This is a genomic window from Streptomyces sp. SYSU D01066-1 (assembly GCF_054956795.1).
Genome location: NZ_JBUDHV010000013.1, coordinates 49,246 through 63,542, shown reverse-complemented (window position 1 = coordinate 63,542; position 14,297 = coordinate 49,246). Strand labels below are relative to the sequence as shown.

Annotated in this window: 11 protein-coding genes and 1 CRISPR repeat array (1 of these 12 running past the window's edge); of the genes, 7 read left to right on the top strand and 4 right to left on the bottom strand. The window is 73.9% G+C overall.

Features of this window, described 5'->3' with window-relative positions:
• Nucleotides 1–213: 213 nt before the first annotated feature.
• Nucleotides 214–1,251: a rod shape-determining protein gene (locus ACY1JF_RS15230; RefSeq protein WP_462705652.1), complete on the top strand. Its 1,038-nt coding sequence runs from the start codon at nucleotides 214–216 to the stop codon at nucleotides 1,249–1,251.
• Nucleotides 1,252–1,422: 171 nt separating this feature from the next.
• Here ACY1JF_RS15230 and ACY1JF_RS15225 read toward each other — a convergent pair whose 3' ends face one another.
• Nucleotides 1,423–2,388, bottom strand: coding sequence for an anti-sigma factor RsbA family regulatory protein (locus tag ACY1JF_RS15225; RefSeq protein WP_462705651.1), 966 nt, complete (start codon nucleotides 2,386–2,388; stop codon nucleotides 1,423–1,425).
• On the bottom strand, nucleotides 2,385–2,735 hold the full coding sequence (locus ACY1JF_RS15220) for an STAS domain-containing protein (protein WP_462705650.1): 351 nt from the start codon (nucleotides 2,733–2,735) through the stop codon (nucleotides 2,385–2,387). The genes ACY1JF_RS15225 and ACY1JF_RS15220 overlap by 4 nt, the downstream gene beginning before the upstream one ends.
• Before the next feature lie 132 nt (nucleotides 2,736–2,867).
• Here ACY1JF_RS15220 and ACY1JF_RS15215 point away from each other — a divergent pair, with 132 nt between their 5' ends.
• The 3 genes from ACY1JF_RS15215 to ACY1JF_RS15205 all read left to right on the top strand — a co-directional run bounded on the left by ACY1JF_RS15215 (nucleotide 2,868) and on the right by ACY1JF_RS15205 (nucleotide 5,453).
• Complete coding sequence (locus ACY1JF_RS15215; RefSeq protein WP_462705649.1) at nucleotides 2,868–3,539, top strand: ANTAR domain-containing protein; 672 nt, start codon at nucleotides 2,868–2,870, stop codon at nucleotides 3,537–3,539.
• Between the two features lie 98 nt (nucleotides 3,540–3,637).
• Nucleotides 3,638–3,793: a hypothetical protein gene (locus ACY1JF_RS15210; protein WP_462705648.1), complete on the top strand. Its 156-nt coding sequence runs from the start codon at nucleotides 3,638–3,640 to the stop codon at nucleotides 3,791–3,793.
• A 325-nt stretch (nucleotides 3,794–4,118) separates the two neighbouring features.
• On the top strand, nucleotides 4,119–5,453 hold the full coding sequence (locus ACY1JF_RS15205) for a diacylglycerol/lipid kinase family protein (protein WP_462705647.1): 1,335 nt from the start codon (nucleotides 4,119–4,121) through the stop codon (nucleotides 5,451–5,453).
• Between the two features lie 55 nt (nucleotides 5,454–5,508).
• Here ACY1JF_RS15205 and ACY1JF_RS15200 read toward each other — a convergent pair whose 3' ends face one another.
• The gene (locus ACY1JF_RS15200; RefSeq protein WP_462705646.1) at nucleotides 5,509–7,104 is read right to left on the bottom strand and encodes a solute symporter family protein; all 1,596 of its coding nucleotides are present in this window, start codon (nucleotides 7,102–7,104) and stop codon (nucleotides 5,509–5,511) included.
• Nucleotides 7,101–7,493 carry a DUF485 domain-containing protein gene (locus ACY1JF_RS15195; RefSeq protein WP_462705645.1) on the bottom strand — a complete coding sequence of 131 codons (393 nt, stop codon included), beginning with the start codon at nucleotides 7,491–7,493 and terminating at the stop codon, nucleotides 7,101–7,103. Before ACY1JF_RS15195 ends, ACY1JF_RS15200 begins: the two co-directional genes overlap by 4 nt.
• Before the next feature lie 554 nt (nucleotides 7,494–8,047).
• Here ACY1JF_RS15195 and ACY1JF_RS15190 point away from each other — a divergent pair.
• From ACY1JF_RS15190 to ACY1JF_RS15180, 3 genes are read left to right on the top strand one after another with little or no spacing between them, the layout of a single operon-like run.
• Entirely contained in the window at nucleotides 8,048–10,600 is a 2,553-nt protein-coding gene (locus tag ACY1JF_RS15190; protein WP_462705644.1) for a sensor histidine kinase, read from the top strand.
• Nucleotides 10,597–11,031, top strand: coding sequence for a roadblock/LC7 domain-containing protein (locus ACY1JF_RS15185; RefSeq protein ID WP_462705643.1), 435 nt, complete (start codon nucleotides 10,597–10,599; stop codon nucleotides 11,029–11,031). The genes ACY1JF_RS15190 and ACY1JF_RS15185 overlap by 4 nt, the downstream gene beginning before the upstream one ends.
• Before the next feature lie 15 nt (nucleotides 11,032–11,046).
• Complete coding sequence (locus tag ACY1JF_RS15180) at nucleotides 11,047–11,646, top strand: DUF742 domain-containing protein (RefSeq protein WP_462705642.1); 600 nt, start codon at nucleotides 11,047–11,049, stop codon at nucleotides 11,644–11,646.
• A 524-nt stretch (nucleotides 11,647–12,170) separates the two neighbouring features.
• A CRISPR array of direct repeats spans nucleotides 12,171–14,297; the repeat unit is 29 nt; unit sequence GGGACCATCCCCGCGGGCGCGGGGAGCAG; it runs 38 nt beyond the window's last position.

Below are 14,297 nucleotides of genomic sequence, written 5' to 3'. Positions count from 1 at the left end.
GCACGCGGCGGAACCGCCCCGCCCCGCCCGCCCCCCGGCGCCCGCCCCGCCTCGCGCACCGCCCCGCCGCCCGGCGTCGTCACGGCACAACCGCCCGTTCAGCGGCACCCCGCCCGGCCCCCTTGGGCAGGCGCCGGTCCGGGTCCGCCCGCACGATGCCAGGGAGGCCGACCCCCCGCCGGCCCCACGGTCTGCGCTCTCGGGAGGACTGTCATGACCGCCACTCTGGAGCAGCTGCGCCGCTGCCACTTCGCCGTCGACCTCGGGGCGGCGCGGACCCGCGTGTACGTGAGGGGCGCCGGACTCGTCGTCGACCAGCCGTCCGCCGCCGCCGTCAACAGCCGTACCGGCGCGCTGATCGCGGTAGGTGAGCTGGCGGAGAAGATGACCGGCCGTACCCCCGACTACATCCGTGTCGTACGGCCCGTCTCCGGCGGCACGGTCGTCGACATCGAGATGGCCCAGCGCATGCTGCGGCACCTGCTCGGCGACAAGGTGCGCCGCTCGCTGCGCCGCAAGCCCCGGCTGCGGGCGGCGGTCTGCACCCCGCACGACGCCGACCCGCTGGCCCAGCGGGCCGCGGTCGAGACGCTCGTCGGACTCGGCGCCCGCCGGGTGGAGCTGGTCGACACGCTCATCGCCGCGGCGGTCGGCTGCGGACTGCCCGTGGAGCAGCCCGAAGCCACCATGATCATGGTGTGCGGAGCGCACGCCACGCAGGTCGCGGTGCTTTCGCTCGGTTCGATCGTGACCGCCGCGCGCATCCCGGTCGGCGGCGAGGCCGTCGACCACGCCATCGTCCAGCACCTGCGCCACCACCACGAACTGGTGCTGCCCAGCCAGTCCGTACGGCCGCTCCAGGTCGCCCTGTGCGGCGACGGGCTCACCGCGCAGGACTCCGCCTCCACCGAGATCCACGGCCGGGATGTGGCGACCGGCCTCGCCCGCAGCGTGCGGGTCGACACCGCCGCCGTGCGCAACGTCATCCAGACGCCGCTGACGGCGGTCCTGGACGGCCTCGGCAAGGTACTGCGGGACTGTCCGCCGGATCTGGTCGCCGACCTCGCCGACCGGGGGATCATGATGGTCGGCGGCAGTGCCCTGCTGCCCGGCTTCGACCAGATGCTGCGCCAGGCGACGGGCATGCCGGTGCACATCGCCGAGCGGCCGGACATCTGCGCCGTACAGGGCCTGGGCACCATGCTCGAGGGCGGGGTCGCGCCCCTGGACCTGCACGCGACAACGGACTGACCGGAGGCCGCCGCGCAGCCGTCGCCGCTGTGCGGACACCCCGCGGGCACCCCCGCGCAAGGCACCCCCGCGCAAGCACTGCCGGTACGCGTACTGCCGGTACGCCCACTGCCGGTGCGGGCGACCCGGCGCAGGTGTCCCCTCGCAGGCGCCCGGGTCACGGTCCGCCCGTCAGACGGCGAACCAGCAGCGCACCGTCGTGCCGTCCGGCCCGGTGTGCGTGCGCACCAGGTCCGACACGAGGTTGACCAGCAGCAGGCCACGGCCGCCGCGCTGGTCGCGGGTGGCGGGCCGGCGCCCGGCCAGCGGGTCGGCGAGCCGTCCCGAGTCCCGCACCTCGCACAGCACGTACCCGTCCTCGGTCCACACCCGCAGCACCCCGGCGCCCCCGCCGTGCACCACGCTGTTGGTGGCCAGCTCGGCCGTGACCAGCGCCAGGTCGTCGAGCCGGACCCCGGTGAGGCCCAGCCGCGCGGCCTCGGCGGTGGCCGTGTGCCGGGCGTTCGGGAGCGAGTCGGCCGCGAAGGGGACGGCCGGCGCGTCCGGCGCCGGCGGCAGCGGCTCGTTGTAGCGGGCGACGACGCCGGCGGGGTCGTAGGCGGCGCTGACCGACGCCGCGCGGGACCCGGCCGGGATGACCACGGGATGGGTCGCGTGGGCGTCGGCGAGCACGCGCGCGTCCAGGCGTACGGCGTCGTACGGGCACAGGATGGTCACCGCGCGGCCCCGGAAGGCGTCGTTGATCAGCGCCTCGTGCTGGGCGCAGGCAGGGTACTCGGTGCCGCTGCGGCCGGCCCAGACCGGCTCGCCGACGATCCGCACCCGGCGGCCGGGCGGCTGGGCGTCGGCGAAGGCGCGCAGCACGCCGGGGATGATCCGGCCGGGGTTGCGTCCGGCCTCCCGCATGTCCAGCAGCCGTACCGCGGCGGCGTCGGAGCCGAGCGCGTCGCGGACCAGCGCGAGCCGTTCGCCGGGGACCGCCACGGCGACGGGCTCGCCGCCGGCCAGGCCCTCGCGGACGAAGGGGACGGTACCGGCCAGGTACTGGTCGTCGTCCCGGTAGAAGAGCGCGGGGTGGACGAAGTCGTCGTCGCCGGGTCCAGGGGCGCCGGCGGTCGGTTCGGTCACGGTCCTCATGACATCGACACCTCGATCGCCGGCTGGTCGGGCCAGAACATCTCCAGCACCCGTCGCAGTGTGGCAGGCGGCCGGTGCAGTACGAGCCGCCGGCCCTCCGGGAGCCGGCCGGCGGCGTCCGCGAGCGTGTGCGCCCCGCCGACGTCGACGAACGTCACACCCGACATCTCCACATGCACGTCGCCACCCTCACGCACCGCTTGGTCCAACGCTCGCTGCCACGTCTCGCGCGTCGTCAGCACGATCTCCCCCGTCACCCGCACGCCGTCACGCCCGGGCAGCGGGGACACCGTCAGGCCCGGTGCCGCTCGCACGGTCCCGGTCGGCGCCTCGTCCTGAGTGCCCACTGTGTCCTCCCCTATTCCCGGACGAGGCGACCCTGCCCGCCGTCCGCCGGACCGACACCGTACCTGGGTGTACTCGTGCGGACGGCGGGCAGGCGCACTTGCGACACCGATGAGGACCGAGAAGGCGGTGACATGACCTCAGCGGCACCACGCCTGACGGACAGACCGGCCGACCTGGTCATCGACTGCCGGGTGGAGGAGGAGCGGGTGCTGCTCGTCCCCCGGGGCGAGCTGGTGCAGGGGTGCACGGATCTCCTGACCGAGGTGCTCGCCGGGCTGCCGCCCGGGACCGGCCGGATCGACGTGGACATGCGGCACGTGGTGTTCATGGACACGGCGGGGCTCCAGTTCCTGGACCTCCTCGACGGCCACGCCCGCCGGCAGTCGCTGACGGTCACCACGGGACACTGGCGCGGACAGCCCCGCCGCACGCTGGAGCTGGCCGGCCTGGACACCGACGACCCGCTGCGCACCTCGGAGCCACGGCCCGTCCCGTCATCGTCCTCCCCGGTGGCGCTGGAGCGCTCGGAGCGGCTGCACGACCTCCAGGAGGAGGTGGAGCAGCTGCGCCAGGCGATCGTCTCCCGTCCGGTGATCGACCAGGCGCGGGGCGTGCTGATGGCCGTCCACTCCTGTACGTCCGAGGCGGCCTGGGACATCCTGCGGGAGGCGTCCCAGCTCTCCAACACCAAGCTCCGCGCGGTCGCCGAGGCGGTCACCGCCAGCGCGGGCAACGACGGCCCGCCCCCGCCGCCGCGGATCCGCGCGGCCCTGCGGACAGCCGTGGCCCGGCACGGACGGTGAGGAGAACCGGCACCGGGGCGGGTGGCACCGGCGCCGGGCGGGGTACTCGGCGACCGGCCCGCCGGACCGACGGGCGGGCCCCGGCACCAGGAGGCACCATGATCGACCAACCGACACCCTCACAGGCCGAGGGCGAGCGCGACGACGAGCCGGGCGCCCCCGAGCGCCAGTCCCCGCCGCACCCGACCCCGTCCCAGGCGGAGGGCGAACGCGACGACGACCGCGAGGACGAGAAGCCCGGCCCCCGCCCCTGACGCCCGCGGCCCCGGAACCGACGGCGGACCGCCCCGGCACCCGGCCGTCACGGCCGGTCAGCGGGCGGGTACGCCGGTGCGCGCACCGGCGTGCGGCGTGCGGCGTACGACCAGGGCGGCCCGGCGGACGGCCGTACCCGCGCCGGTGTCCCCACCCGTGCCCGTACCGCGCCACCCGCACCCGTGCCCGCACGGCACCCCGCCCGCACGGCCCCGCGCCCTCCCGCAGCCGGTCGCTCGTCCGGTCCGCCCAAAGGCCGTAGGCTGCCCTGCGGCTCCCGGCCGCCGCCCGGAGCCTCGGTGCGGTGGGGTGGGGAGCACGCAGGTGAGCAAGGTCGTCCCGTCGGACGGAACCCGAGGCCGGGCCCGGTCGGCGGCCCGTCACGCGCTGTTCGCGGCCGCGGCGGCGGTCCTCGTCGTCCTGCTGTCGCTCGGCGACGGCGGTTTCCTGGTCCTCCTGGGCGCGCTGGCCGGGCTGGCGGTGTGCGCGGTCGGCGCGTGGTGGTTCCTGGCCCACCGGGGGGCGCTGCGGGTGCTCGGCGCGGTGCTGGCCCTGGCGGCCCCGGTGGCCGTGCTCGTCCTGTTCCTGAGCGGCGGCATGTGGTTCACGGCGGTGGCCGCCGTCCTGCTGTGGGCCCTGGCCCTGACCCGCGCCCGCGCCGCCCTGCGCGCGGAGCACCGGCCGGACCCGGCGCCGACGGCGGTCCGGCCGCACCCCCCGCACCGCCGGGCGGTCCTCATCATGAACCCGGCCTCGGGCGGCGGGAAGGTCGAGCGGTTCGGCCTCGTCGAGCGCGCCGAGGCCCTCGGCGCCCGGGTCGTCCTGCTCACCCCGGGCACCCGCGCGGACGTCGCGGAACTGGCCCGAAGCGCCGTCGCCGACGGCGCCGACCTGCTCGGCGTCGCCGGCGGGGACGGCACCCAGGCGCTGGTCGCCGCGGTCGCCGCCGAGCACGACCTGCCGTTCCTGGTGATCTCCGCCGGCACCCGCAACCACCTCGCCATGGACCTCGGCCTGGACCGCGACGACCCGTCCCGCTGCCTGGACGCCCTCACCGACGGCGTGGAGTTCCGGGTGGACCTGGGCGACGTGGCGGGCCGGGCGTTCGTCAACACGGTGTCGTTCGGGGTGTACGCGCAGATCGTGCGGCGCCCCGAGTACCGCGACGCCAAGGCCGGTACGGCCCTGGACGCGCTGCCCGACCTGCTGGCGGGCGGCGCCGGTGAACGCCTCGACGCCCGCGCCGACGACCGCCCGGTCGACGGACAGCAGGCCCTGCTGGTCAGCAACAACCCCTACGCCACGGCCGACCCCCTCGACGTGGGGCGCAGGCCCCGCCTCGACCGGGGCGAACTCGGCGTGCTGGGCGTCCGCGTGGACGGTGCCGCCCAGGCGGCCGACCTCGCCGTACGCGGCACGCTCTCCCCCGCGCTGACCGTGCTCACCGCCCGCCGGGTCGAGGTCACCGCCGCCGGCACCGCCGGGAGCGTCCCGGTGGCCGTCGACGGCGAGGCCCTGACCCTGCCCGCCCCGGTGGTGTGCACCGTCCGGCCCCGCGCCCTGCGCGTCCTGGTCCCCCGCGACCGGCCGGGCGCCGAGCCGCCGCCCCCGCCCCTGGACTGGCGCCGCGTCACGGCCCTCGCCCTCGGCCGCCCCTGACCACCGCGGCACGCGGCCCCGCGGACGCCGGGCCCGCCGCTTCGGCCGCGCCCGGTCACAGCCGGGCGCCGATCCCGGTCAGCGCCCGGACCTCCATCTCCGCCTGCTTGTCCGGGTCGGCGGGGCGCCGGCTGAGGACGGTGCCGAGATATCCGCACAGGAACGAGAGCGGGATCGACACGATGCCGGGATTGGTCAGCGGGAACCAGTGGAAGTCGACGCTCTCGACGATCGACGTGGGGGTCCCCGAGACGGCCGGCGAGAAGACGATGAGCACCAGGCAGGAGACGAGACCGCCGTAGATGCTCCACAGCGTCCCCGAGGTGTTGAATCGTTTCCAGTACAGCGTGTACAGCATCGTCGGCAGGTTGGCGGAGGCGGCGAGGGCCAGGGCCAGCGACACGAGGAAGGCGACGTTCTGACCGTCGGCCACGATGCCGCCGACGATGGCCAGGAAGCCGACCACGACCGCGGTCAGCCGGGCCACCCGGATCTCGGACCGGGGATCGGCCTTGCCGCGCCGCATCACGTTGGCGTAGACGTCGTGGGCGAACGAGGCCGAGGCGGCCAGCGTCAGGCCGGCCACGACCGCCAGGATCGTCGCGAAGGCCACCGCCGAGACGATTCCCAGCAGTACGACCCCGCCGATGCGGAAGGCGAGCAGCGGCGCCGCGGAGTTCTCCCCGCCCGGGGCGTGGACGATCGCGTCCGTACCGACCAGGGCGGTGGCGCCGTAACCGACGACCAGGATTCCCAGGTAGAACGTGAACATCGACCAGGAGCACCACACCACCGACCTGCGCGCCTCCTTGGCGTCCGGCACGGTGTAGAAGCGCATCAGCACGTGCGGCAGGCTGGAGATTCCGAGGACCAGGGAGAGGGCCAGCGAGACGAACTCTATTCTGCTCGTCCCGTTCTGGCCGTACAGGCTGCCCGGTTCGAGCAGCCGCTCACCCAGGGGGCTGTTCTGCGTGGCCTGTTGCAGCAGCGCGGAGAAACTGAATCCGAACTTGCCGATGAGGAACACGGCGATGAAGGTCACGCACACCAGCAGCATGCCGGCTTTGATGATCTGCACCCAGGTCGTGCCCTTCATCCCGCCCACCAGGACGTAGAGGAGCATGACGATCCCCGCGCCGCTGATGAGCAGTGCCCGCCCGCCCCTGGTGTGCACGTCCAGCAGCAGGGCGATCAGCCCGCCGGCGCCGGCCATCTGGGCGAGCATGTAGAAGAACGTGATCACCAGGCTGGCGTTGGCCGCCGCGGCCCGTACCGGGCGCTGCCGCATACGGAAGGCCATCACGTCGCCCACGGTGAACCGCCCGGTGTTGCGCAGTCCCTCACCGATGAGCAGCAGGGCGACCAGCCAGGCGACCAGCCATCCCACGGAGTAGAGGAAGCCGTCGTAACCGTGGACGGCGATCGCCCCGGAGATCCCCAGGAAGGAAGCCGCGGAGAGGAAGTCGCCGGACATCGCGATGCCGTTCTGCGCGCCGGTGAAGGCGCCGCCCGCGGCGTAGTAGTCGGACGCCGTCTGGTTTCTGGTGGTGACCTTGTAGACGACGAACAGCGTGATGACGACGAATACCAGGAACACGCTCAGATTGAGCAGGGGACTGCCGGTGGCCTCGGCGGCGAGCTGTCGTTTCATTCCTTGCCGACTCCCGCCAGTTCGCGGATCCTGTCCACTTCCGGATCGAGTTTCTTCCGGGCGAAACGCCGGTACGCCAGGACGATCAGGATCGTGGACACGAACTGCAGCAGACCGATGACGGTACCCATGTTGATCTCGCCCGAGACCTTGCGGCTCATGAAGTCCTGGGCGTAAGCGGAAAGCAGGGCGAACGTCATGTACCAGCAGAGGAAAAGAGCGCTCATCGGGAAGACGAACAGCCGAAGCCGTCTGCGCAGCCGGACGAACTCCTCGCTCTGCTGGATCGCCGGGTAACCGGGCTCGCCGTCGCGCCGGGAATCGCCGGGACCCCGTTCGGCGGGCCGCTCGGACACGTCGAAGGCGGGCGCCCCTGCCGGTCTGGTCACGTTCCTCTTTCCGTGGATGCGGGCAGGAGGGCGCGCGGGCGCCCCTGCGGTGAGCGAATGGGAAGGAGTAGCACCGTAACCCACGACCATTCAAAGCCTCCAGCGGTCGCGAACTGAAGGCGGCTTGATCTTATTTTTGCCCATCATTCACCGAACCCGCACGACGCCATCGGCCCGCCCCCCGAATGTGGAGAACCTGTGCGCGGCGGATCGGCCCGCCGGTGCCCGGGGCGGGGAGCCGCATTGTTGCCGTCCGCCCCGCTGTCCTAAACTCGCGCGGGGTTCAGCACTTGACAGGTCGGCGCACGGCGTGCGGGGATCGTTTCGCAGCCGAGAACGGGGAGACGGGACAATGAATTTCTTTGGGTGTGCCCGGGGCATACGCCCACGCCCGGGTTCGCACACCGTGGGATGACCGCGAAGAAGTCGCGTCGCCCCTCCGGCACCACCCTGTGCTGCCGGGCGTCCCCGTCGTGCTCAGGTGAAAAGCCGGGAGAAAAAAGCATCGTGACCGATACCTGCGAGCCGGCCGTGCCGAGTGCGGAGTCCCTGTCGTGACCGCGGCCAGGCACGCGGCCACACGTCCGGTACGGCCGTCGCGGTGGGCCGCCCTCGTGCAGTGGCGGAACTGGCCGCTGCTGGTGAAGCTGGCGGCGGTGCTGCTCGTACCCGCTCTGTTCGCCGTCGGTCTCGGCGTCGTCCAGATCCACGACGACGTCACCCGCGCCAACTCCTACGCGGACATGCGGCGCCTGGCCACCCTGCGCGGCGACCTGCGGACCCTGCTGGACACCCTGCAGATGGAACGCACGATGTCCGTCCAGCATCTGAGCACCGGCGTCGACGCCGGTGACCACTCCGCCGACGACCACGCCGGTCTGCCGCGGCAGAAGCGGAGCGTCGACCGCGCCCGGGCCGCCGTCACCGGCACCGGGAAGCGCGAAGCCCTCCTCACGGGCGTCGCGGCGCACCGTTACCGGGACGCCGTCGGCCTCCTGGACCGCCTGCCCGCCCTGCGCTCGCGGGTGGCGTCCGGCGACATCGGTGCCCGGGCCGCGCTCGACGACTACGGCGTGATCATCGCGGGAGTGCTCGATCTGGACCAAGCGCTCGCCGGCAAGTTCGCCACCCCGGAACTCACCAGGTCGGCGACGGCGCTGTACGACCTGGAGGCCGCCGAGGAGCAGATCCACGTCCAGCACGCGATTCTGCTGCAGGCACCCGGCCGGGACCGTCCGATGACCCCGGAGCTCGTCGAGGCGCTGCGAGAGGCCGACGTACGCCTGCGGGACAGGCTCGGTGACTTCCGGGCCCTGGCCACCCCCGCGGAGCTGAGCGCGTACCGGCGCACGGTCACCGGCACCGCCGTCAGCCGGCGTGCGCACGTGGTGAGCGACGTACTGGCCCAGTCCTCCGCGTCGGGCGCGCAGCCGGACGCCGCCACGTGGCTGCCCGTGCCGGTCGACCGCTGGAACAGCGACTCGGAGGCCGCCGGAGCGCTCGTCGACAAGGTGTCGGACGGCTTCCTCGACAGGCTGCGCACCTCGTCGGCCGAACTGCACGACCGTACGAGCGACGGGGCAGGCGTCGCGTCCGTCGTCCTCTTCGCCGTACTCCTGCTCGCCCTGGCCGTCGGTCTGGGGATCGGCAGGCACCTGCTGCGGTCGCTGGCCGTCCTGCGCTCGACGGCGCTCGACGTGGCGGAAAACCGGTTGCCCGCCGCGGTCGAGAGCATGCGCGAGGGGCGGACTGCGGACGCCGTCGTCGACGTCGTGCCGGTGCACACCACGGAGGAGTTCGGTCAGCTCGCCAGGGCCTTCGACACGGTGCACTCCCAGGCCGTGCGCCTGGCGGCGGAACAGGCCGCGCTCCGCGGCGACCTCAGGAACTCCCTGGTCAACCTCTCCCGGCGCAGCCAGAGCCTGGTGGACCGGCTGCTGCTGATGATGGAGCAGCTGGAGCGGCACGAGGAGGACCCGGAGCAGCTGGCCAGCCTCTTCGCGCTCGATCACCTGGCGACGCGGATGCGGCGCAACAACGAGAACATGATGGTCCTGTGCGGCAGCGCCCTGGTGCGCTCCTCCCGGGGCGCGGCGCTGGACGCCGTACTGAGGAGTGCCGTCTCCGAGATCGAGCAGTACCAGCGCGTACTCGTGCAGCCCGGACCTTCCGTCGAGGTGGTCGGGTACGCGGCCGGTGACCTGGGGCGGCTGGTCGCCGAACTGCTCGACAACGCCACCGCGTTCTCCCCGCCGCACACCCAGGTGCTCGTCGGCGGCGCCCGGCAGCCCGACGGCGCGCTCCTGATCGAGATCCTGGACGGGGGCATCGGGATGAGCGAGACCGACCTGGCCAGGGCCAACCGGCGCGTGGCGACGGACGCCGCCACGGACGCCCCCGCGTCCCGGCAGCTGGGACTGTCCGTGGTCGGCCGCCTGGCCGGCCGGCACGGCATCGCCGTCAGCCTGAGCCCGCGGCCGGGGACCACGGGCCTGCGGGCCCACGTCCTGGTACCGGCCAGGCTGGTCACGGCACAGCCGCAGTCGCCGTCCCGCGCGGGCCGCCCGGGCACCGCGGCCGGACGCCCCGCTGCCACGCTGCCGACCCGGACGCGCGGTGGCCGGCCGGACGGCGCGGCCCCGGTGACGCGCCCACCACGCCACCCGTTCGCCACCACAGCCACCACCACGACCACCAAGACCACCACGACCACTGCCTTCACACCACGGCCCGTCCCGCCCGACAGGGACGCGCCGCACAGGACCGCCGGCCCGCCGTGGTCCGCCCTGGCCGCACCGGCGACGACGGCCCGCGGCGCGGGCGACAGCACGGACGCACCGGCACCGACGCCGCGCGCCGCGGCGGAGAAGCCCGCGCTCGCGGTCCGCCGCCCGGCCGACCGCACCCAGGCCGGGCTGCCCAGGCGGGTCCCGCGTACGCCGCCCGCTCCGGCCCGGACCGAGCGGGCGCCCGCCGGGGACGGCACGGCCGCGAGCCGGAACGCCAGCCGCGCCCACAGTTTCCTCAGCAGCTACCAGTCGGGCATCCGTCGGGCGCAGCCCGACCAGACGCACAATCCATCGGCGACGGGCAGGAACAACCCATGACATCACCCCACTCCTCGGAGGTGAGCCAGTTCGGATGGCTGGTCACCAACTTCACGGAGCGCGTCCCCAACGTGGCGCACGCCGTCGTGATCTCGGCCGACGGCCTGCTGCTCACCGCGTCGGACCAACTGGCGCCCGAGCGCGCCGAGCAGCTCTCCACCATCGCGGCGGGTGCCGTCAGCCTGGTCCAGGCCGCCGCCCACTGCATGGACACCGGGAACGCGCTGCGCACAGTGATCCAGATGGAGCACGGCAACATGCTGATGATGTCCATCCGGGACGGCTCGTGCCTGGTCGCGCTGGCGGCTCCGGACGGCGAGATCGGTCAGATAGCCTACGAGATGGCCGTGCTCGTCGACCAGGTCGGCGAGCTGCTGACTCCTGAACTCCGCACCGAGCTGCAGCAGTTCCAGCAGACCGCTGCCCGATAGCCGCACGGGGAGAAGATGAGCACCGGTGGAGGCCCGTCCGGCCCTGGAAGAGATCGGGAAGCGGAGGACGAACAGACCTTCGCCGACGTGCTCAACGCGTTCAGCCTCGGCACCGGGCGGCGCAGGCGGAAGACCTCCGGCCGGCGTGACACGCCGCCGGACAGGGCACGCGACAACAGCGGCGAAGCCCCGCCGCCCGCCCCCGAGCCGTACGGACCGGCGTCCCACACGGACCACCAGCCCTCCGCCTGGGAGACCGAGGGCGCGGACCCCGGGGCACCGGCCTCGTTCGTCCGCGCCTACGCCTGGACGGGCGGCCGGACCAGGTCGCACCACCACTTCGAGGTCGAGACCCTGGTCACCACCACCGATCCGGACGGCTTCCCCGACGCCGCGACCCAGTGGGACCACGCGGTGCTCGACCTGTGCCGGGAGCCGCGGTCGGTCGCCGAGGTGGCGGCGCTCGTCGCGGTACCGCTGGGGGTGGCCAAGGTCCTCCTCGGCGACCTGGCGGACCGCGGGCTGATCGTCGTCCACGAGGCGGCGACCGACTTCGGCGACGCCCCGACCCACGCGCTGATGGAACGGGTACTGATCGGACTGCGCCAGCTCTGACGGCCGCCCCGGCCCGGCGGGGAGTAGGGGCGGCCAGCCCCGGAAACACGTCTCCCCAGGTCAGAACGATTCTGCCTGGGGACGCGTGGTGGGGCGGGTGGGACTCGAACCTATTACGGTGACGCTTCTCACCTGCGGGAGCGCGACAGAGCCGGACATTCACACCTGCTGAGTCCCGCTGCGTCCGGCTCGATCCTCACCAACCGCACCGTGGTGCGGTACGTACCGCACCACTCTGAGGTGACCTTCGCGCATTCAACGATAGGAAAGCGGGCCGGAGCCCATGCTCAGCTCAGCCTCCGGCCGCAATGCACCTACCATGCAGACTGCCACCTGAACAATTATCCCTTTCCTCCGCCTCGCCCGTAATGCTCCGTAACTGCCAGGGGCTTCCAGAGCAGGTCAGCGTAGATCCGCTACTCCTTGGAGCGACTGCCCGTACCACCCCAGGCCCTTGACACGCGGGGGCCATCCCCACAGGGCGGGGAGCAGGAGTAGGCCCCCATCCTCGACACGACCGAGCTAGAACCATTCCTGCGAGCGCGGGGAGCAGCACAGCCGCTGGTCGTGGAGTGGATCGGCGGGGGGGCCATCCCCGCGGGCGCGGGGAGCAGTGGCACGTCTGAAAACCATCCAGGCGATCCGGGGGACCATCCCCACGGGCGCGGGAAGCAGCAGGGCTACCCCCTGGTGGTCATGAACGCCCCGGGACCATCCCCACGGGCGCGGGGAGCAGGGGCCGTGGGCCAGCAGGGCCTGGAGGGTGTGGGGACCATCCCCGCGGGCGCGGGGAGCAGCGGCCTCGGACGTCCCGGTTGGCTTCCTTCCGGGGACCATCCCCGCGGGCGCGGGGAGCAGATCAATCAGGCGCAGTCCAAGGGCCGCGCCGGGGGACCATTCCCGCGGGCGCGGGGAGCAGCAGGCGGGCGGCGATGCGCTCGTTCCAGACCCGGGACCATCCCCGCAGGCGCGGGGAGCAGCCATGTCGGTTCCTCGCTTCCTATCGGATGTGGGGACCATCCCCGCGGGCGCGGGGAGCAGATCGCCGGGCTGTCGCGGCTGGCGGTCGCCAAGGGACCATCCCCGCGGGCGCGGGGAGCAGCGAATCGCTGAGCTTGCCGGACAAATGCTGTCGGGACCATCCCCGCGGGCGCGGGGAGCAGCGGGCGGCGGCGCGGAAGGCGTCGTCCAACCCGGGACCATCCCCGCGGGCGCGGGGAGCAGCCTCGTCACGCTTGCGGCCCTCGATCACATGGGGGACCATCCCCGCGGGCGCGGGGAGCAGAGCACGGGAAGGGAAGGGACATGTACGAGATCGGGACCATCCCCGCGGGCGCGGGGAGCAGCGAGGAAGGCCCCGGACCCTCCCTGACCTGGAGGGACCATCCCCGCGGGCGCGGGGAGCAGCTCCGCTGGGGCAGCCTCACCGAAGCCGAGTGGGGACCATCCCCGCGGGCGCGGGGAGCAGTGGTGGTCGCACACCGGGCGGGGCTCGCTTCAGGGACCATCCCCGCGGGCGCGGGGAGCAGCGGCCGGGACGAGCGTCCCCCGGGACACCCGGGGGACCATCCCCGCGGGCGCGGGGAGCAGATCGTCTTCCCCGGCACGCTGGGGCAGTGGGCGGGACCATCCCCGCGGGCGCGGGGAGCAGGTGCTCCTACGCCATCTCGGCCAGAACGTGCTGGGGACCATCCCCGCGGGCGCGGGGAGCAGGGTGTCTTCTGCGTCATGACGTCATCCTGACCGGGACCATCCCCGCGGGCGCGGGGAGCAGCGGTCGCCCACGGCGGCCGGGTCGGTGTTGCCGGGACCATCCCCGCGGGCGCGGGGAGCAGGGCGAGCGGGCCGCGAAGCAGGTGGTCGACGTGGGACCATCCCCGCGGGCGCGGGGAGCAGTGCGAGCGGATCGGGCGGGCCACGGGGTGGCCGGGACCATCCCCGCGGGCGCGGGGAGCAGGTCCGGCGGGAGCGAGATAGTGCGTGGGGTCAGGGACCATCCCCGCGGGCGCGGGGAGCAGCCCGGCCCGTCCGCCCCCATCTCGCGCCCATGGGGACCATCCCCGCGGGCGCGGGGAGCAGGCAAGGCACCACATGCGTGCGGCTCGCCCCTGTGGACCATCCCCGCGGGCGCGGGGAGCAGTTCATCACCGCGGCCCGGCGCGGCAGCTCGGTGGGACCATCCCCGCGGGCGCGGGGAGCAGGAGACGGCGGTCGCCCACTTCGCCAGGGTGTTGGGACCATCCCCGCGGGCGCGGGGAGCAGAGCACGACGACGACGGACACCGCGCCGCGGCTGGGACCATCCCCGCGGGCGCGGGGAGCAGTACGGCGGCATCGTCCCCACGGTGCGGGAGCTGGGACCATCCCCGCGGGCGCGGGGAGCAGTGCCATGGTGACGTAGCCCGGCTTGAGCTTTCGGGACCATCCCCGCGGGCGCGGGGAGCAGATCTTCGCCCACAGGCTGTGCCCGGCGGCGACGGGACCATCCCCGCGGGCGCGGGGAGCAGGTCGCGCAGGCGGACGCGGTGCGCACGTGCGGGGGACCATCCCCGCGGGCGCGGGGAGCAGAGCAAGCGCGTCGCCGCCGTGGTGTCGATGGAGGGACCATCCCCGCGGGCGCGGGGAGCAGTTCGGCGGGGCGTGGCGGGGCCG

What these genes read in the sequence shown, in the direction of transcription:
- ACY1JF_RS15230 (WP_462705652.1), top strand. Translation starts at nt 214, where the DNA reads ATGACCGCCACTCTGGAGCAGCTGCGCCGCTGCCACTTCGCCGTCGAC.
- ACY1JF_RS15225 (WP_462705651.1), bottom strand. Translation starts at nt 2,388, where the DNA reads ATGAGGACCGTGACCGAACCGACCGCCGGCGCCCCTGGACCCGGCGAC.
- ACY1JF_RS15215 (WP_462705649.1), top strand. Translation starts at nt 2,868, where the DNA reads ATGACCTCAGCGGCACCACGCCTGACGGACAGACCGGCCGACCTGGTC.
- ACY1JF_RS15210 (WP_462705648.1), top strand. Translation starts at nt 3,638, where the DNA reads ATGATCGACCAACCGACACCCTCACAGGCCGAGGGCGAGCGCGACGAC.
- ACY1JF_RS15200 (WP_462705646.1), bottom strand. Translation starts at nt 7,104, where the DNA reads ATGAAACGACAGCTCGCCGCCGAGGCCACCGGCAGTCCCCTGCTCAAT.
- ACY1JF_RS15185 (WP_462705643.1), top strand. Translation starts at nt 10,597, where the DNA reads ATGACATCACCCCACTCCTCGGAGGTGAGCCAGTTCGGATGGCTGGTC.
- ACY1JF_RS15180 (WP_462705642.1), top strand. Translation starts at nt 11,047, where the DNA reads ATGAGCACCGGTGGAGGCCCGTCCGGCCCTGGAAGAGATCGGGAAGCG.